Raw genomic sequence first — 19,303 nt, forward strand, 5'->3', positions numbered from 1 at the left:
CCAGCTATCCGTCGGGTTTATCAAATGAGGAAAAACCATAGTTTACAAAGGGGATTGTCAGGTGAGGATTGATGCTCACCCGATTTTTTCTCAGCGCCAAATCACCAGGTAACTGTTTTGATATCATTGTGTTAAATAACGGCTAACGGAAAGCCAATATCAGAACCCTGTTTCCATTTTCAGGCATTGCAGTGTTCCGGTTTTCACGCGGGCGCTTTTTTTTCATTTCCCTCTCGACAGGGTGATTTTTTTCAGGTTATTTTCTAAGCACGCCACATCGGTGGCAGCGTCGCTCGGACGGTCCGGGCGCTAACGTTAATCTGAGGAATCTATGGCTGAATTCAGTCCTGAACGCCGTTTTACGCGTATCGATCGTCTCCCCCCTTATGTTTTCAATATCACTGCTGAACTGAAGATGGCTGCGCGTCGGCGCGGCGAAGATATTATCGATTTCAGCATGGGTAACCCTGACGGCCCAACGCCACCGCATATCGTTGAAAAGCTCTGCACGGTTGCCCAGCGCCCGGATACGCACGGCTACTCAACCTCGCGCGGTATTCCCAGGTTACGTCGCGCGATCTCGCGCTGGTATCAGGATCGTTATCAGGTTGATATCGATCCTGAAAGTGAGGCGATTGTCACCATCGGCTCGAAAGAAGGGCTGGCACATCTGATGCTGGCTACGCTGGATCACGGTGATACGGTGCTGGTACCCAATCCAAGTTACCCAATCCATATCTACGGCGCGGTGATTGCCGGGGCGCAGGTGCGCTCTGTTCCGCTGGTGGAAGGTGTCGATTTCTTTAACGAACTGGAACGTGCCATTCGCGAAAGCTACCCGAAACCCAAGATGATGATCCTCGGTTTCCCGTCGAACCCAACGGCCCAGTGCGTGGAGCTTGATTTCTTCGAGAAAGTTGTCGCTCTGGCCAAGCGTTATGACGTGCTGGTGGTTCATGATTTAGCCTACGCCGATATCGTCTATGACGGCTGGAAAGCCCCGTCGATAATGCAGGTTCCGGGCGCGCGTGACGTGGCGGTGGAGTTCTTTACCCTGTCGAAAAGCTACAACATGGCGGGCTGGCGTATTGGCTTTATGGTGGGTAACAAAACGCTGGTAAGTGCACTGGCGCGTATCAAGAGTTACCACGATTACGGTACCTTCACGCCGCTGCAGGTTGCCGCTATTGCCGCTCTGGAGGGCGATCAGCAGTGCGTTCACGACATTGCTGCTCAGTATAAACGCCGCCGCGACGTACTCGTAAAAGGGTTACATGAGGCTGGCTGGATGGTGGAGATGCCGAAAGCGTCCATGTACGTCTGGGCGAAAATTCCGGAACCGTACGCAGCGATGGGTTCGCTGGAGTTTGCTAAAAAGCTGCTGCAGGACGCGAAGGTGTGTGTGTCCCCGGGCATCGGCTTTGGTGATTATGGCGACACCCACGTGCGCTTTGCTTTAATCGAAAACAGCGACCGTATTCGTCAGGCGGTGAGGGGCATCAAGAGTATGTTCCGTGCCGATGGCCTGCTCTCAGCAAAGAGCGTTGCTGAAAACCCCGTGTCCTCATGACAAAAAAACAGGAGCCAAATGGCTCCTGTTTTTTTGACTGCATGTTCTCACTAGATCATCAGGGCAAAGGTTCCGGCCCAGACTAAAACGATCACCGAAATGCCCATAAAGAAATATTTCACGTTTCATCGCTCCGCGTATCTTGTGGTACGCATTTAAAAACAGAGTCCAACTGATTATAGAGAACTGAAATCCCGGCTAAACAGAAATGAGAATTTTCCCGTTACGCCGATGACTCCCGCTCAGAATTCTGTGCTTTCCTGGTGCCAGACGGCGCTAATGTACGCTTAAAAATGAGGGGTGACAAGAGGGATTTTTTTAAATAATTTCCGCCACTTACGAGTGTCGTGGAACGGCGACAGTTTGATTTCACAGCGCAATAAATTCACTTTGGGCGACGCCATCAAAGACGGTTTTGCAGTGAGATGACAGGTGATTGAAAAGGCTAGTTTCTTAGCGAAACTAACCTTCATGCAGGGCTTAAATATAGAGGGAGGCTTCGCCAAGAGGACGCGTTTTGAAACGGCGATGCATCCAGAGATATTGCTCCGGTGCGCGCATGATTTCAGTTTCGATGACCTTATTGATAAACGCAGCCGCTTCACACTCGTTTTCCGGATAGTTAGCCATTTCCGGAGAGATGTGCAGACGGTAGCCTGACTTATCCGCTTTTCTCACCATCGTCACGGTCAGCATGGAGGCACCTGACAAACGCGAAATGACGAAAGTCCCGTTGGTCGTCGCTACATCCTTCACGGCAAAGAAGGGGGCAAAGCTGCTGCCTTTGCGTCCGTAATCCTGGTCAGGAGCGAACCAGACGGCCTCACCTTTCTTCAGGGCGCCAACCATACCGCGCAGGTTGTTACGGCTGATCATCGCTTTATTGGAGCGCATGCGGCCTCGCGTCTGAACCCACTCCATTAGTGCACTGTTGTGCGGTCTGTAGGTTGCCATCATTGGCTGACAAAGGCCCATCACGCGCCCGCCAAGCTCCAGGGACATAAAGTGCACGCCAACAACCATCACGCCGCGTTTTTGCAGCTGAGCGCGTTTAAGGTTGTCCAGTCCTTCTACATCAAACCATTTGCGGACGCGTTCATCCGGCCAGAACCAGGCCATGCCGGTTTCAAGCAGCGCCATGCCGATGGATTTAAAGTTTTCAGAGATCAGTTTTTCGCGCTCTTCAGCATTGTACTGAGGAAAGCAAAGCTCGATGTTTTTACGCGCGATAGATTCGCGACGCTTCAGGAAATAGCGGGATGCGCTGCCCAGTTTCGACCCCAGCATACGCAGCACAGGGTAGGGGAGTTGTACCAGCAGCCAGAGAACGCCAAGACCAAACCATGTAAACCAGTAACGCGGGTGTAAAAACGCGCGTTGAAATTTGGATTGAGACAAAATAGAGAAACCTATGTAGAGCCGGTGAAAGTAACGCTTAGTGCGATACCACGTGCCTATTAGACCGTAGTACAAGGTCATGGTTGCAGGCTTTACCGATCTTTACGGCGTTACCTGGCCATAGCTGACGTTGGGTGGGCGGTATAATGTAACACCGTTATACGATATGTGCTATTACTCGTTTTTGATTAAAAAAGCGACGATCCAGGAGGTGTTTGATTTTACAGATTTTATAAACAGCTGCATTGAGAGCATCCCTCCTTCTTGCGCGGCGAGCAGAAGCCTCTGTGCAAGGATAAAGTCAATTCACGAACAAGCACGGTATTAATGATTGACGACTCGTTAAGTATCCGGAAATGAATTTTTTACTACATATAATAAATAAGAATTTTCAAAAGGAAAAATCTTATTTATTATTCATGCCATCAATAAAATATTCACTTTTCATACTTTTTCGTCTCTTCTTTTTTTGCATTCCTCAATAGCTTCTTTCAGTTAATTCATGCTTTTTTGACAAAGTGTCGTGATGCAAATCAAAATAAGTCGTTTTTATTAGTATCTCACTGGTTGCGATCCTTTTAACGATATAAATATTTGGTTTGCGCGAAAAGAGTAGTTCCTTTTTCTGCCTTGGCAGGGCATTACACAATAATAGTTTAGCAGAAAATTCTTAAGAAATTTCTCATTGCGGGTTAATGATCTGCGTATTTGATTTTGTGTCGATCATTATTCTATGATTGCGCATCAACGCGATACCGTGAATTGGCATAGCAAAACCAAAGAGGGATGATGAGATGGCTGACAGTTTTCAGAATGAAGTGCCTAAGGCACGTATTAACCTAAAGCTTGACCTGCATACTGGCGGAGCAAGCAAGAAAATGGAATTACCATTGAAATTGCTTGTTGCGGGTGATTTTAGTAATGGGCAGGATACAGCGCCAATATTTGAGCGCGAAAAGGTTAATATCACGAAGAACAATTTTGATAGCGTTCTTTCCGAATATTCCCCAAAAGTTAATCTGACCGTTAAAAATACGCTGGCTGATGATGGCGGTGAGGACAACATTCAACTGACTTTCCAGAGCATGAAAGATTTCACGCCAGAGCAGGTGGCTGCTCAGATACCGCAACTGAAGGCGATGCTGGCGATGCGCAACTTGCTTCGTGATTTGAAAGCCAACCTTTTGGACAACCAGACTTTCCGAAAAGAGCTGGAAAAAATCGTTCTTGACCAGTCGCTTAGCGCTGAGTTGCGAAATGAATTATCCGCACTGGCGTCAAAAAAATCGTAACCATCAGGCTGTTTTAACGGATTAATCAAGGAATGCTCATGTCTGTACAAAATAATATTACTGGCGCTGAAAGCGTGGTGCTGGAGCGCCCAGCAGCGGGTGGGGTTTACGCTTCCCTGTTTGAGAAAATCAATCTGAGCCCGGTCTCTGAGCTGAGCGCGCTGGATATCTGGCAAGATGCACAGGCGATGTCGGATGCCACCGCCGATGAACGCCTGACTGCAGGTATGCAGGTCTTTCTGGAGTGTCTGACCAAAGCAGGCTCGAAAGTCGAAAAACTGGATAAAAGCCTGATTGATCACCACATCGCTGAGCTTGATTTTCAGATCAGCCGCCAGCTGGACGCTGTAATGCACCATGATGAATTTCAGGCGGTTGAGAGCCTGTGGCGCGGTGTGAAGTCGCTGGTGGATAAAACCGATTTTCGCCAGAACGTGAAAATTGAGCTTCTGAGTATGTCTAAAGAAGACCTGCGCCAGGACTTTGAAGACTGTCCGGAGGTGATCCAGAGTGGTCTGTATAAACACACCTACATCGACGAATATGATACCCCGGGCGGCGAGCCGATTGCGGCGCTGATTTCCGCTTACGAGTTCGACGCTTCAGCGCAGGATGTCGCTCTGCTGCGCAATATCTCTAAAGTCTCTGCTGCGGCACATATGCCGTTTATCGGCTCGGCAGGCCCGAAATTCTTCCTCAAGGAGTCAATGGAAGACGTTGCGGCGATTAAAGATATTGGTAACTATTTTGACCGCGCCGAGTACATCAAGTGGAAATCGTTCCGCGATACGGACGACGCGCGCTACATCGGTCTGGTGATGCCCCGCGTACTGGGACGCTTACCGTATGGCCCGGATACCGTTCCGGTTCGCAGCTTCAACTATGTCGAAGAAGTCAAAGGTCCGGATCACGACAAATACCTGTGGACCAACGCATCGTTTGCTTTTGCGTCCAATATGGTGCGCAGCTTTATCAATAATGGCTGGTGTGTACAGATCCGTGGGCCACAGGCTGGTGGTGCGGTTCAGGACCTGCCTATCCATCTGTACGATCTCGGTACTGGCAATCAGGTAAAAATCCCTAGCGAAGTGATGATTCCTGAAACCCGTGAATTCGAATTCGCGAATCTGGGCTTCATTCCTTTGTCCTACTACAAAAACCGCGACTACGCCTGCTTCTTCTCGGCTAACTCCACGCAGAAACCGGCGCTGTATGACACCGCAGATGCAACGGCGAACAGCCGCATCAATGCGCGTCTTCCGTACATCTTCCTACTGTCGCGTATCGCCCACTACCTGAAGCTGATTCAGCGCGAAAACATTGGCACCACTAAGGATCGCCGACTTCTGGAGCTGGAGCTGAACACCTGGGTCCGCAGTCTGGTGACCGAAATGACCGATCCGGGCGATGAACTTCAGGCGTCTCACCCACTGCGTGACGCGAAAGTGGTGGTGGAAGATATTGAGGATAACCCGGGCTTCTTCCGCGTGAAATTGTACGCTATCCCGCACTTCCAGGTGGAAGGGATGGACGTCAATTTGTCGCTTGTTTCACAGATGCCTAAAGCAAAATCGTAAGGCAAGGGGTGATCAGGGATGAAAATTTACCGCCCACTTTGGGAGGATGGGGCCGCTCTGGCCCCGCAACAGTTCCAGCAGCAGGTCCGCTGGAGTGAGCACGTTGCCAATATGGTCGCCCGGATGGGTATTTCTCATCCCTGGGGCGTGGTTGCAGCAGAGTTTGATGACGCTGCACTTGCGCTCTCGCGGCTGAATGCCATCCGTCTGGTCATACGTTTCCAGGATGGCACAATCGTTGATACGGACCTGGCGGATAATATTCCGCCGGTTTGTGATTTGTCTGCCGCAAACGGCGCTGAGGCTGTTGAGGTGCTTGCCGCATTGCCACTGCTGAGTGCCAGTGGTGGCAACCTCGATAATGGACAGGACAGTGAACGCCCCCGTCGCTGGAAAGCAGAACGTGTGGTGGTGCAGGAACTTGCTGGTCATGAAAGCGGGGAACTCGCCATTCTACGTAATGCGCTAACCCTGCGTCTGTCCAGCCAGGAAAACACGGCATACCTAATCTGTCCGGTGACCCGTCTGGTACGTAATGCTCAGGGGAAGTGGGGCCGTGATCCTGCTTTCATTCCCCCGATGCTTTCCGTTTCTGCAAGTCCGTGGCTGACCACAGAACTGGGGGACCTACTGGTTCGTCTGCAGGTCCGCCGCCGTCGCCTGATGGCCATGCGCCGTGAAAGCAATGAGCGGATGGCAGACTTTGCTGTCGCGGATGTCTCCCTGTTCTGGCTGCTGAATGCCCTGAACAGCGCCGAGCCGGTGCTGATTGAACTGCTTCAGACGCCTGAGCGCCACCCGGAACTGTTGTATCGCGAACTGACCCGTCTGGCCGGCAGCCTGCTGACTTTCTCACTTGAGCACGACGCCAGCGATATTCCTGCTTACCAGCACGATGCACCGGAACGAGTATTCCCGCCGCTGCTGGCACTGCTGGACAAACTACTGGAAGCGAGCCTGCCGTCGCGGGTAATAAGTATCCACCTGGAGCATCAGGACCAGATCTGGAAAGGTGCCCTGCACGACGCACGTCTGCGCGAAGGGGCGGACTTCTATCTCTCAGTACGCTCCTCCATGCCGAACCATGAGCTTCAGACTAAATTCCCGCAGTTGTGTAAAGCGGGCAGCTTCGATGATGTTTCGGATGTGGTGAATGTGGCTCTGAGTGGGATGCTGATTAAGCCTTTGACGCATGTTCCGGCCGCTATCCCGTTGCGCCTTGAGAACCAGTATTTCTCGCTGGATCTGAGCAGTGAGGCGGCTCGCGCAATGCTTGAGATGGGCTGTTGCACCTTCTATACCCCACGCTCGTTGGGGGATGTTGATCTCGAACTCTTTGCGGTGCTGCGTACATGAATAAATCTGAACTCAGTCAGATAGAACATATCTTCTACCCGGGCTGGCTGATGGCCAGCCAACTGCGGAGTGGTCAGGAAGTGCGTGACGGGGAAGGGCTCTATCGCCGTGCCTGCCGTCTGGTTCGGGAGGCGAAAGCTGCGCTCACGGAGGCAGGTTACAGCGACATCAGCCGTGACCATATGGTGTATACCCTTTGTGCACTGCTTGATGAGAGCGTGATGAACCGGGGAACCACCGATGATGGCTACCTGACCTGGCGCCGTGACCCGCTGCAGGCACACTTCTTTGGTACCCTCAATGCTGGTGAAGAGCTGTGGGAACGGATCCGCAACCTGCTGAAAGAAACTGCCCCTAATACCGCCGTCCTGACCTGTATGTACCGGACTCTGCAACTGGGGTTCGTAGGTCAGTATCGCGCTCAGGATGATGAGCGTCGGGAAGATATTGTTCGCGCTCTCGCAGAGCGGGTGCCCGCCTTCACATTGGCACAGGATGCCCCCATTGTTGTGCGCGCATCACGCCTGCGTAGCGGTCGTCGCTGGTACTGGTTGAGCTGGGTAGTGGCCGCCGTCGCTCTGACTGCGCTCTGGTTTTTCCTTTCGTCTTCGCTTACCGGGCTGGTAAGCCAGATTGTCAGGCCGGGGTAAGTGATGCGGGATACGTACCGAAGTCTGTTAACTGCTCTGGGTGCCGTTCTGGCGTTGTGGCTCATTCTGGGATTCTGGCCACTGTCCACGGGCAGCCGTCTGGCACTCGGTCTTCTGGTTGCTCTGGTGGCCGGAGTTATTTTCTGGTGCCAGCGTCGTGCTTCTCTGGCGCGGGCAACTGCTGTTCGTGAGATTGTGGATGAAAGCCTGCCGCCGGAAGATTTTCAGGGGGCGGTAATCTTTGTCTGTGGTGATAACGCTCCGCTCTTTGTGTCCGGAATCCGTCACCGTGAAACCCGGCAGGGCTGGTATCTGTGGGTAAAGGACGCAGAGCAACTACCGCTCTTTGCGCAGCACCTGAGTTTGGTGCGCCCGGCTCTGGTGTCGCAAATCTCGGTCATGCTGGCGGTGGTGCCTGAGCAGCACAAATCCGGTGATGATTTTACCCAGTCTCTGCGGGGCTGGCAGCGTGCTGTCGTCCAGTGCCGCGCAGCATTTGGCTCCATCCCTCCACTGTGGACCGTAACCTGGGTATCACCACCGTCGGCGTGTGCGGAAGCCGAGCCTGTCTGGTTTACCACGGTAAACCAGCGGAGCGGTATTCAGGTATATCAGCCTGGCCAGGGCAATGTGTCACTGACGGAATGGGCCCGGGAGGCTGGAACAGACGGACGTCTTTCCCGTCTGAGTCAGGGCCTGTGGCTGGACAGTCTGCTTGCCTGGCAGAATAGCGCGGTGAATGACTTGTTGTCGGTACGGCGGGGTGAGTTACCCGTGATGAAGCCCTGTGTGCAGGGCATGTGCATGGTGCGGGTGAACGGCATCGTGGGCAATCTCTGGCAACAGCACATTGCCTCCGTGACGGCGCTGCCACCGGATGTGGTCGTGGCCACAGAGCCACTGCCGCTACCTGAACTGCTGTTGCCTGCGCTACCACGCCGACATGGTGTCAGCCGTAGGATGGTGTTCTGGGGTTATGCCGGTCTACTCGGGGGTATTTTCCTTGCGCTGGCGATGCTGGCGTCCTGGGTGAATAACCAGCGCCTCATCCGTAACGTTGGCGATCATCTTGCGTTGTATCACCAACTGAGCGGTAAGCCAGTTGAACCGAAACTGCATGCGCAGCAGCGTCTGCGGGCTGATGGCGCATTGCTCGACGACTGGCTGCGTCGTGGGGAACCACTACGTTATCGCCTGGGTCTGTATCAGGGGCTGCGTCTGGTTCCGCTCGTTGAGGCCGCTCTCAGCGACTGGGCACCTCCGCCACCGCCTCCACCGATCATTGAGAAAATCATTCAGGGGCCGAAAACCATTCGCCTCGACAGCATGTCGCTGTTCGATTCCGGCAAGTTCGAGCTGAAAGCAGGCTCCACCAAAATGCTGGTGAATTCACTGGTTGGCATCAAAGCGAAGCCAGGCTGGCTGATTGTCGTATCAGGGCATACCGATAACACCGGCAATCCGCAACTGAACCAGACGTTGTCTCTTAAGCGTGCCGAAGCGGTGCGCAGCTGGATGCGTGACACCGGCGACGTGCCGGAAAGCTGTTTTGCGGTGCAGGGCTATGGCGAAAGCCGCCCTGTCGCAACCAACGACACTCCGGAAGGGCGTGCGCTTAACCGCCGTGTCGAAATCAGTCTGGTACCGCAGGCAAGTGCCTGTCAGATACCCGGCAAACACCCGGCGCCATCGCAGGATGATGGCGTCTCAGAAAATAAAACGGAGTAATTAACATGGCAATTCCTGTTTATCTTTGGCTGAAGGACGACGGCGGCGCGGACATTAAAGGGTCTGTGGACGTTCAGGATCGTGAAGGCAGCATCGAAGTGGTGGCACAGCAGCACAACCTGTACATCCCGACCGATAACAACACCGGCAAGCTGACCGGGACCCGTATCCACACCCCGTTCCTGTTCACTAAGGAAATCGACTCCTCCAGCCCGTACCTGTACAAGGCGGTGACCACGGGTCAGACCCTGAAATCCGCTGAGTTCAAGTGGTACAAAATCAACGATGCGGGCCAGGAAGTGGAGTACTTCAACACCAAACTGGAAAACGTGAAGGTAGTGAAGGTGAATCCTGAAATGTATGACATCAAGGATCCATCTAAAGAGAAGCACAACCACCTTGAACGCGTTGAACTGCGTTACGAAAAAATCACCTGGACCTACAAAGACGGCAACATCATTCATTCCGATTCCTGGAACGAACGCGCCACCGCGTAATCCTGATGCGGGCAGGCTTTTCCTGCCCGCAGTTTTTTGCTGAGCGCCTGAGACGCGGGCGCTCAGCAAAGAAAACATAACCTGCCTGCCTGACCTTATGCGCTTTGGTGAACAGCGAGGGGCGGTAGCGTGTCCAGGAACCGACAAAGAGAGAATCTCATGGAAAATCCAGCCATCCTGTTACGTCGTCTGAACCCTTACTGCGCCCGCGCGATGGAAGGGGCGGCATCGCTCTGCCAGACCCGTGCCCATGCCGAAATTCTGCCGGAGCACTGGCTGCTGAAGCTGCTGGAGCAAGGCGAGGGGGATCTCACTGTGCTGGCACGCCGCTACGAGTGGGATATGGATGGCATCTGGCAGGATCTGCTCGGCTGGCTGGATAAACAACCTCGCTCCGTGCGCCATCGGCCCCAGCTCTCAGAAGACATCCAGACTCTGATGCAGCAAGCCTGGCTACTGGCCTCACTCAATGGTGAAGAGCACATTCGCAGCGTCCATCTGCTGATGGCGCTGGTGGAAAAACCAAAACTGGCTCGTTGTGACGGCCTCTGGCCGTTGTTAACGCTTGGCCAGAGCCAGCTGGAGCGCCTGAGACCGTTGCTGGATGCGCAATCGGATGAGCGTCCGGAAATGCAGCTCGAAGCTGAGCTGGCACAGAACCACGGCGGTGAAGTGGAGTTTGTCGGGCGTCCGGCTGGTATGGAAATGGAAGAGGGGGAACTGAGTCCTGCGCTGCAGAACGCGCTGGATAAATTCACCCTTGATGTCACCGCCAAAGCGAAGGAAGGAAAGATCGATCCTGTGTTTGGCCGTGACACAGAAATCCGGCAGATGGTGGACATCCTTTCTCGTCGCCGCAAAAACAACCCGATTCTGGTCGGCGAGCCGGGCGTGGGGAAAACCGCACTGGTTGAAGGTCTGGCATTGCGTATTGCCGAGGGTAATGTGCCTGAATCCCTGAAAACGGTCACTCTGCGTACCCTCGACCTGGGCCTGCTGCAGGCCGGTGCTGGCGTGAAAGGGGAGTTCGAACAGCGGCTGAAAAACATCATCGATGCGGTGCAGCAATCACCGTCCCCGGTCCTGCTGTTTATTGATGAAGCGCATACCATCATCGGCGCAGGCAACCAGGCAGGCGGCGCCGATGCAGCGAACCTGCTGAAACCAGCGCTGGCGCGTGGTGAACTGCGTACCATTGCGGCCACCACCTGGAGTGAGTACAAGCAGTACTTTGAACGCGATGCCGCACTGGAGCGCCGCTTCCAGATGGTCAAAGTGGACGAGCCGGATGACGACACCGCCTGTCTGATGCTCCGTGGTCTGAAATCCCGCTACGCCGAGCACCATAACGTGCACATTACCGACGATGCGGTACGCGCGGCAGTTACGCTTTCTCGTCGCTATCTGACGGGCCGCCAGCTGCCGGACAAGGCAGTTGACCTGCTCGACACCGCCGCAGCGCGCGTCCGCATGAGCCTCGACACCGTGCCGGAGCACCTGACCTGCATTCGCTCGCAGATCACCTCTCTTGAAATGGAGAAGCAGGCACTGCTGGAAGATATTGCTGTCGGCAATCAGAGCCATGGTGAACGCCTGACCGTCATTGAGCAGGAAGAGAACGATCTTATCGTTGCTCTCGACGAGCTTGAAACTCAATACGGGCAGGAACTGAAACTCACCGAACAACTGCTGGAAAGCCGCCAGGACATCTCCCGTCAGAGCGAGACGCACGCGCTGCAGCAGGAACTGCACGGCATGCAGCACAGCAACCCGCTGCTCTCGCTAGATGTGGATGTGCGCACCGTTGCCAATGTGATTGCTGACTGGACAGGCGTTCCGCTGTCATCGCTGATGAAAGATGAGCAGACCGAACTGCTTACCCTGGAAGATGAAATTGGCAAACGTGTGGTCGGGCAGGATGTGGCGCTCGCGGCCATCGCCCAGCGTCTGCGTGCGGCAAAAACGGGTCTTACATCTGAGAATGGCCCTCAGGGCGTATTTCTGCTGGTGGGCCCGAGTGGGGTGGGGAAAACCGAAACCGCCCTGGCTCTAGCGGACGTGATGTACGGCGGTGAAAAATCACTGATTACCATCAACTTGTCCGAGTACCAGGAGCCTCATACTGTTTCCCAGCTGAAGGGCTCCCCTCCGGGCTACGTTGGCTACGGTCAGGGCGGCATTCTCACCGAAGCCGTGCGAAAGCGACCGTACAGCGTGGTGCTGCTCGATGAAGTCGAAAAAGCGCACCGCGACGTGATGAACCTGTTCTATCAGGTGTTCGACCGTGGCTTTATGCGCGACGGTGAAGGTCGTGAAATCGACTTCCGCAACACCGTTATTCTGATGACCTCCAACCTCGGCAGCGACCACCTGATGCAGCTGCTGGACGAACAACCTGAATCCACCGAAGGCGATCTGCACGAACTGCTGCGTCCGATCCTGCGTGACCACTTCCAGCCCGCGTTGCTGGCCCGCTTCCAGACCGTGATTTACTGTCCGCTGGCGGAAGCGGCCATGCGTACCATCGTGGAAATGAAGCTGTTACAGGTTAGCAAGCGCTTGCATCGCCACTACGGCCTGACCACGCAGATTAATGAGAGCCTGTATGACGCCCTGACCGCCGCCTGCCTGCTGCCGGACAGCGGCGCACGCAACGTCGACAGCCTGCTCAATCAGCAGATTCTGCCAGTACTGAGTCAACAACTGCTGACCCACATGGCCGCGAAACAGAAGCCACACAGCCTGACGCTGGGCTGGGATGACGAAGAAGGGATTGTGCTGGCGTTTGATTAACTGGTTTATCTAAAGGGTAGCAATTATGGACAGCGCAAAAGAGATTGCCAGAGATATGCTTGAGGCCATTCATATCGATGGGTCTGGGTTTATCGGTGCTGTGGCGAAAGGTGTTATTTCCTTACCCGTCAGCCTTGCCTATCTTGGCTATGATTTTATAGATACGGAACACCGCAGAGAGAATCAGAATGATAAATTTCGGTTAGCAGCACTGGTTAAAAAAGTAACTTTTAACGATGAGGTTATTTATAAGGTTATTAAACCATTTATAGATGATTTTGTTTCTCATGTAGACATACATAAAATTTCAAATTTTTCAAGAAATATATCGGGAAGTGTTATAGGTAAAATGATCTTCTCGCAGTTTACGGGGGTTAACCTCGGTAGGGCGATTATATCTCAGGGAGTTGGTGCCTTTTTTTCTGGTTCTGTTGCTGGTGGTGTATTGGGAGTTGGTGCTGAAGCATCAAGATCTATTTATACATCACGGTACTTGCGTGAAAGAAACCCCATAATGTATGAGAAATTAAACAGTATGGGTGATTTTGATCTTTTTTATTATCTTGTTGAGGACATTGTTAGGCCTTATGAGACGGCTTGTGAAATTGCAAAGATAAATCCTGAAGAGTTTAATAATGTCTGCGAATACTTCTTTGGAGGTTTATGAATATAAAAGATTTTATACTTATCATTGTTTCACGGATCGTAGCCAGTATCGGGATGACGCTAGGAACTGTCAGTATGATTTACTCTTTCTACTGTTTCTTTTTTTCAGCCAATACTTACCGCTTCATTCTAGGTGGGGCAGGTATAGTAGCCTTTCTCATAGGTTATGGACTTTATAAATTCGCCTTGAAATACATTTATGATGAATGGGAACATTATAGATAATATTCATCATATTTGTTGAGTTTGGTTCTATTTAATATCATTCTAACCCAGGACAGGAATTATAGAAATGGAAAATATATTTAAAATGACAGAGGGCATCCTTAATCGCTATAAACTGGATATTCCTTCCTGCCCTTATCCATTGGATGTGGAACGTTTTGATGGTTTAGAACAAATGAGTGCTCTCTATCATTACACCATTCGTTTTACCAGTTCACATCCGGATCTTACGGCTGAAATGATGTTAAGTAAAACCGCTACGCTGAGCATGGGGGTGGGGAAACTATTAGATTCTGTTGTCGGTAAAATTGTTCATGGTGTGGTGACAAATTTCCGACGCTTGGCCGGTTCACGCGATCAGGTTACGTATGAAATTATTCTGGAACCTTTTATATCCTTACTGGATAAGCAGTTTCGTACTCACCGTTTCTTCGTCAACAAATCAGTGCCGGAAGTGGTAGAGCAAATTCTTGGCGAGCATGGTTTGAAGAGGTGGGAATATGAATTCAAGCTTAAACAAACTTACCCAAAACGGGAACAGATAAATCAGTACCAGGAAAGTGACCTCGCGTTTATCGAACGTCTGCTGGCTGAGGTGGGGATTTTTTACTTCTTCACCCTGCAACCGGATACCCAGACTGAAGTGGTGCACTTTGCGGATAAGCAGAGCGCCTGGACATTCGGTAAAAAACTGCCACTTAACAGCCCTTCGGGCACCAATGACAATGCCGTTGACTCGGTGTGGGATATCCACGTCTGGCACAACGTGGTGGAACGTTCGGTCACCGCCAGCGACTATAACCATCGCGAAGCGCAGAATATTCTAACGTCCGTCCCGGCAGACATGACCCGGGGCGACGGTGACTGTATCACTTATGGTGATGTGTATCACTATCGTCCGCGTCACCTCGAGCGGGGTGACAAAATTACCCCTGCAACCGAAACAGGTAACTTCTGGGCTCGTCTGGAGCATGAACGTTTTTTATCCGCCCAGACTACAGTGACCGGCAGCAGTACGGACCATACCCTGGGTCCGGCACAGGTACTGACCATCACGGAAACGGCTATTCCGCCAACGCTGCCCCGGGAAACGGAGAATGGTGTTGTTATTATCCGCACTGGATATTACGGCAGCCGTAAGAATGCCTTGAAAGTGACATGGGTAGCGATGCCGTACTATGAGAACCGCTGCTGGCGTCCTGCCGCCAAAAAGCGCCCGGTGGTCAGCGGTACGATGATGGCGCGCGTGACCAGCGCCAAAGATAACGATATTTACGCCTGGCAGGATGCATCGGGCATGTACCGGGTGAAGTTTGATGCCGACCGTGATGACAAAAAGCAAGGCATGGAAAGCATGCCAGTGCGCTTTGCCAAACCTTACGGTGGTGACAAATACGGTTTCCACTTTCCGCTGATACAGGGTACAGAAGTTGCCATTGCGTTCCACGAAGGCGATCCGGATCGTCCGTATATTGCCCATGCCCTTCACGACTCCCGCCACGTCGACCACGTCACTGAGGCCAACAGCACGCGCAATGTTATTCGTACAGCCGGCCTGAACAAGTTGCGGATGGAGGACAAGCGGGGTGAGGAGCACGTTAAGCTCAGCACGGAGTACGGGGGCAAGACGCAGCTTAATTTAGGACATCTGGTCAATGCAGAAAGGGCATTGCGGGGGGAAGGTTTTGAGCTGCGCACTGATGAATGGGGAGGGATCCGGGCGGGAAAAGGGATATTCATTACTGCAGACAGCCAGCCTGAGGCGCAGGGGAAAGTGCTGGATATGGCTGCAGCACATTCCTTGTTGACGCAGGCCGTTAGTCAAATGGAGTCTCTGTCACAGGCTGCATCAGCAGCAAAAGCACAACTCTTGCATTATGAGCAACAACAGGCACTGATGGAAGAGAAGTTACTTTCGCTAAAGCAGGCTGTACTACTGATGAGTGCGCCTGAAGGTATTGCTTTAACCAGTGGTAGCCATCTTCAGACAGTTGCAAGTGAAAATATCTATATGACTGCAGGACAAAATGTTGAACTAGGAGCAAAGAAAAACATTACCCTTGCCGCTTCAGAAAAAATTTCAATCTTTACCGAAACTGAGGGTATAGAGACTATTGCAGCCAAAGGTGATCTAATATCACAGGCTCAGTCAGGGAATATTGAAGTAATAGCTAAGAAAAATATTTCTGTGACCAGTACAACAGAGGATATGACTTTTACAGCGGCAAAAACTTTAACGTTGACCTGTGCTGGCGGGGCATACATCCGCCTGTCCGGAGGAAACATCGAGTTAGGCTGCCCTGGTGATATTATGATGAAGCAAAGTAAGCTTCTCTATAGTGGCCCAACTTTTATACAGTCAAATATTCCTGAACTTCCTGATAGTGGTCCCCAGTCAATGAGTTTTATGCTGTTAGATTCTTTTGGTAATGCTGCGCCAACTACTATGAAAGTGAGCCTTTTTGATAGTGAATCAAAACAACAAATATGGAGTTCTGCTTTTAATGATGGAGGGTCAGGCTGCTTTGAACAGCCTGAAAGTAAAAAATTTCATGCAATAATTGGCGATAATAAATGGACGAGCCTATTTTCTTATGATAATGAGCTTGGAATTGAAGATGAAGTTGATGATGACCAGGATTTTGATGAACATGGTCCGCAATATGATGGTGAATTAAACGAGCAAGATAAGGAATAGCCATGGAACAGTATACAGTTCAAAAGGGTGACAGCTTGTGGAAAATTAGTCGTAAATTCGGCATTGATATTAATGAACTGGCCAATATTAATGGGCTTCTCACTAAAGCAGAGCAGCATATTATCCAGCCCGGTCAGGTATTGAGTTTACCATCAAAAGACAAAGTCTATGATACTCAATTGACTTTGAGAATTTACGATCTTGTCTGGCGCCCGCTTAGAGATGCAAAACTCAGAGTTACTTTTGATGGTAAGACCTATGATTACGTGACAGACAGCACAGGTGTTGTTGCTGGTCTACTTATTGAAGACAGTACCAAAGGTATAAAGATTGAACTGCAACATTTAAATAAAAAAGAGTACATTCTGATTGCCGACCATAAAAAATTGCCTTTGGGGACGTTAAGCCTGCGGATCTCGTCCAGAGAAATGATAATAAAAGGGAGTACCAGTGTTAAACAAGGTACCCAGCAATCGAGCAAACAGCAGGAAAAGGAAAAAGCAAAACAGAAAGGAAGCTCAACTGCTTCCAGTCCATCAGAAAGTAAAACAAAAGAAAACCAGACCCCTTCTGTAAACCAAACCACCAGAACCGAAGGTGGTGCTCCCACCAGTGTGAGTAATATTGGTAACGTCAGTGAAGGATTGCGCCTTCCGCCGGAGGCAGAGCAATATCGCGATTATGTCATTGAAGCGGCTAAAAAATACGATTTCCAGCCAGAGGGGCTTGCTGCATTAATTTATGCAGAGTCAAGATGGAAAGCAAACGCCACTAATTCTACCGGTTCGGGGGCGGTAGGGTTAGGCCAGTTTAAACCTGAGACATGGTTATCTCTTTGTGCTAAACCTGAATCCAAGGTTTATCAATTTATAACAGAAAAATATTCCTACCAGAAATTAATATATAAAAATAAAAAGCTTTGGGGAGAATTGGGTGATGGTTCCATAACAGAGATCGATAAGGATACTGTGTTATCTTTGCGAGCTAATGCAGCATACAATATTGATATGATTGGATTGCTTGATCGTCAGAGTATTGAGCAATTAGTTAATGATTGGAACTTACAGTCTATCAGAGCACTTGAACCTGATGAAATAGTCAAAGTTGCCTATCTGGTCCATATGAATGGAACATTGGGGGCCGTTGATATTATTATGAATGGAAGAGAAATATTTCATAATAAATATGAGGAAGATAATAAACCAACTGAATTGATATATGAGAATCGTCTGCAATCTAATCTGAAAAATGCAGATGCAGAGCAGCGTTTTTACTCGATTGATGGTTCTTTCAGGACGGCTTTTGTGGCATGGATGATTGGATATTTCGATTCTATTATTATCCCAGATCATTACAGAGTGGAACCTGGGGGCAAGAATTTTTCTACTAAAGATATTATTCACAAAATAAATCCTGATTATAATCCAGAAATTAATTTGCCCACAGTAGCGGCTATGAATTCACAATCTCCAGCTCCAGCTCCAGCTCCAGCTCCAGCACAATGGCATAATCCTTTGGGTATTTGTCTCATCAGAACTCGTGGGTTACCCAGTTCTAAAAGTGCAAGTTTCGGATGGTGGAGAACTGCACCTGATGGACATCGTTATCAGCATCAAGGTGTGGACATACAAGCAGAACCTGGAACACCTATATATGCTGTGGCGGATGGACGTATAGCTTTTATTGCTAATCAGGGTGTCCATGGGTATGGTCTGCAATTATCTCTTGTCGTCCAGACAAATGATTTACCACAAGAGAAGATAATTTTATGTTCATACAACGGGCGTGAACTTAGTAAAATCTATTTTTTCTATGCTCATTTATCTGAAATACATTCTGGACTCGTCAATGGGGTATCCGTGAAATGTGGGGATCTTCTTGGGAAAACTGGATGTACTGGTAATGCAAATGGAATGACTAGTGTAGCTACAGGGGCCCATCTTCATTTTGAGGTACGAACAACAGAAAGATCTCCCGGAATAATTAATCACCTTGACCCTACACCATTTATTGATGGATTTGATTATCCTTAGTTGAGGAGGAGTGATGTTAAAGATTATTAAATGGATAATATTCTTTCTATTAGCAAATATTGTTAAATCTGATTGGTTAGCAATTGCCGCTTTAGATGAATCTTTTTTTCGAAGCGAGCAGCAACGCATTGATCAGGAGTATAGAGATGATCATGTTCGTTATAAAAATGAGCAGAGTCATCTCCCGGACAGACTACGAGACAAACGACTCTATACCAATGAGTACTGGCTAGTAAATAAAGATCAAAATTTATGGATAGGATTTTTTGAAGGTAAAAAGATAAAAGTACCTAAAGGAGTATATTTAAATATATCAGATGAAAGTTATCAGGCCCAGCAAGTCGTTCGAATAAAAGAAAATAGAAAAATATCGCAGTTCTTAATGTCATCAGGAATGGATGAGTATCCAGATATATGTCTTAATAAGAATGATAAGATAATGAAAGACGAAAAATTCTATACATATTTTTATTCAGGTTGCACATATGACTCTCTTCAGAGAAACTCAATCAAACATGATGGGCATTATGATATTTTACTTTTCGATAAAAGATTTAATACATTAGTTAAACTGGATTCAATTCCTTATTCAATCCCTGAAGGTCTTAAATATATGAGTGAATCTTTGGTATCAAAAAATGGATACTATAGGTTTGATTCGGCGCAGGGGGCATTTAAGATAACAGGAAAGGATCAGATCGTTATTGTTGATCCTGACACAGGCAACGTTGTACCCAAGGTACGAAAAACAGATGATAATGGGAGAACCATTTTGATGAATGGAAAGCCAGTAATGGTTGATGACCCAGATAGTTATAAC

General features: G+C 50.0%; 14 protein-coding genes. 12 read left to right on the plus strand and 2 right to left on the minus strand.

Features of this window, described 5'->3' with window-relative positions; translation table 11 throughout:
- Nucleotides 1–331: 331 nt before the first annotated feature.
- Entirely contained in the window at nt 332–1,570 is a 1,239-nt protein-coding gene (gene alaC / locus IM273_RS21365; RefSeq protein ID WP_028013978.1) for an alanine transaminase, read from the plus strand.
- Between the two features lie 50 nt (nt 1,571–1,620).
- Here alaC and ypdK read toward each other — a convergent pair whose 3' ends face one another.
- Both ypdK and lpxP read right to left on the minus strand, forming a co-directional pair.
- Nucleotides 1,621–1,692 (minus strand): membrane protein YpdK, encoded by a 72-nt coding sequence (gene ypdK, locus IM273_RS22760; protein WP_099458937.1) that lies wholly within the window; start codon nt 1,690–1,692, stop codon nt 1,621–1,623.
- A 358-nt stretch (nt 1,693–2,050) separates the two neighbouring features.
- Nucleotides 2,051–2,971 (minus strand): kdo(2)-lipid IV(A) palmitoleoyltransferase, encoded by a 921-nt coding sequence (gene lpxP, locus IM273_RS21375; protein ID WP_028013977.1) that lies wholly within the window; start codon nt 2,969–2,971, stop codon nt 2,051–2,053.
- 791 nt (nt 2,972–3,762) lie between these two features.
- Here lpxP and tssB point away from each other — a divergent pair.
- From tssB to IM273_RS21430, 11 genes are all read left to right on the plus strand, one after another.
- Entirely contained in the window at nt 3,763–4,260 is a 498-nt protein-coding gene (tssB, locus tag IM273_RS21380) for a type VI secretion system contractile sheath small subunit (RefSeq protein ID WP_041908834.1), read from the plus strand.
- Nucleotides 4,261–4,292: 32 nt separating this feature from the next.
- Nucleotides 4,293–5,837, plus strand: a complete 1,545-nt coding sequence (tssC, locus tag IM273_RS21385; RefSeq protein WP_193051911.1) for a type VI secretion system contractile sheath large subunit — start codon at nt 4,293–4,295, stop codon at nt 5,835–5,837.
- 18 nt (nt 5,838–5,855) lie between these two features.
- The gene (gene tssK / locus IM273_RS21390; RefSeq protein ID WP_045259656.1) at nt 5,856–7,193 is read left to right on the plus strand and encodes a type VI secretion system baseplate subunit TssK; all 1,338 of its coding nucleotides are present in this window, start codon (nt 5,856–5,858) and stop codon (nt 7,191–7,193) included.
- Nucleotides 7,190–7,843 (plus strand): type VI secretion system protein TssL, short form, encoded by a 654-nt coding sequence (tssL, locus tag IM273_RS21395; protein ID WP_045259657.1) that lies wholly within the window; start codon nt 7,190–7,192, stop codon nt 7,841–7,843. The genes tssK and tssL overlap by 4 nt, the downstream gene beginning before the upstream one ends.
- Nucleotides 7,844–7,846: 3 nt before the next feature.
- The gene (locus IM273_RS21400) at nt 7,847–9,571 is read left to right on the plus strand and encodes an OmpA family protein (protein ID WP_193051912.1); all 1,725 of its coding nucleotides are present in this window, start codon (nt 7,847–7,849) and stop codon (nt 9,569–9,571) included.
- Between the two features lie 5 nt (nt 9,572–9,576).
- Complete coding sequence (gene hcp / locus IM273_RS21405) at nt 9,577–10,068, plus strand: type VI secretion system effector Hcp (protein WP_041908841.1); 492 nt, start codon at nt 9,577–9,579, stop codon at nt 10,066–10,068.
- A gap of 159 nt (nt 10,069–10,227) precedes the next feature.
- Nucleotides 10,228–12,861: a type VI secretion system ATPase TssH gene (gene tssH / locus IM273_RS21410; protein ID WP_193051913.1), complete on the plus strand. Its 2,634-nt coding sequence runs from the start codon at nt 10,228–10,230 to the stop codon at nt 12,859–12,861.
- Between the two features lie 25 nt (nt 12,862–12,886).
- Complete coding sequence (locus IM273_RS21415) at nt 12,887–13,528, plus strand: hypothetical protein (RefSeq protein WP_193055610.1); 642 nt, start codon at nt 12,887–12,889, stop codon at nt 13,526–13,528.
- Between the two features lie 291 nt (nt 13,529–13,819).
- On the plus strand, nt 13,820–16,450 hold the full coding sequence (locus IM273_RS21420; protein WP_193055611.1) for a type VI secretion system Vgr family protein: 2,631 nt from the start codon (nt 13,820–13,822) through the stop codon (nt 16,448–16,450).
- A gap of 2 nt (nt 16,451–16,452) precedes the next feature.
- Complete coding sequence (locus IM273_RS21425; protein ID WP_193055612.1) at nt 16,453–18,483, plus strand: peptidoglycan DD-metalloendopeptidase family protein; 2,031 nt, start codon at nt 16,453–16,455, stop codon at nt 18,481–18,483.
- A gap of 13 nt (nt 18,484–18,496) precedes the next feature.
- Nucleotides 18,497–19,303 (plus strand): hypothetical protein (locus IM273_RS21430; protein WP_193055613.1); only part of this gene is annotated, 807 nt, incomplete at its 3' end.

Source organism: Enterobacter cloacae complex sp. P13B, assembly GCF_014895915.1.
Classification (GTDB): Bacteria; Pseudomonadota; Gammaproteobacteria; order Enterobacterales; family Enterobacteriaceae; genus Enterobacter; species Enterobacter bugandensis.

Coding starts and splice junctions, on each gene's coding strand:
- alaC (WP_028013978.1), top strand. CDS start 332: ATGGCTGAATTCAGTCCTGAACGCCGTTTTACGCGTATCGATCGTCTC.
- tssB (WP_041908834.1), top strand. CDS start 3,763: ATGGCTGACAGTTTTCAGAATGAAGTGCCTAAGGCACGTATTAACCTA.
- tssC (WP_193051911.1), top strand. CDS start 4,293: ATGCTCATGTCTGTACAAAATAATATTACTGGCGCTGAAAGCGTGGTG.
- tssK (WP_045259656.1), top strand. CDS start 5,856: ATGAAAATTTACCGCCCACTTTGGGAGGATGGGGCCGCTCTGGCCCCG.
- tssL (WP_045259657.1), top strand. CDS start 7,190: ATGAATAAATCTGAACTCAGTCAGATAGAACATATCTTCTACCCGGGC.
- IM273_RS21400 (WP_193051912.1), top strand. CDS start 7,847: ATGCGGGATACGTACCGAAGTCTGTTAACTGCTCTGGGTGCCGTTCTG.
- hcp (WP_041908841.1), top strand. CDS start 9,577: ATGGCAATTCCTGTTTATCTTTGGCTGAAGGACGACGGCGGCGCGGAC.
- tssH (WP_193051913.1), top strand. CDS start 10,228: ATGGAAAATCCAGCCATCCTGTTACGTCGTCTGAACCCTTACTGCGCC.
- IM273_RS21415 (WP_193055610.1), top strand. CDS start 12,887: ATGGACAGCGCAAAAGAGATTGCCAGAGATATGCTTGAGGCCATTCAT.
- IM273_RS21420 (WP_193055611.1), top strand. CDS start 13,820: ATGGAAAATATATTTAAAATGACAGAGGGCATCCTTAATCGCTATAAA.
- IM273_RS21425 (WP_193055612.1), top strand. CDS start 16,453: ATGGAACAGTATACAGTTCAAAAGGGTGACAGCTTGTGGAAAATTAGT.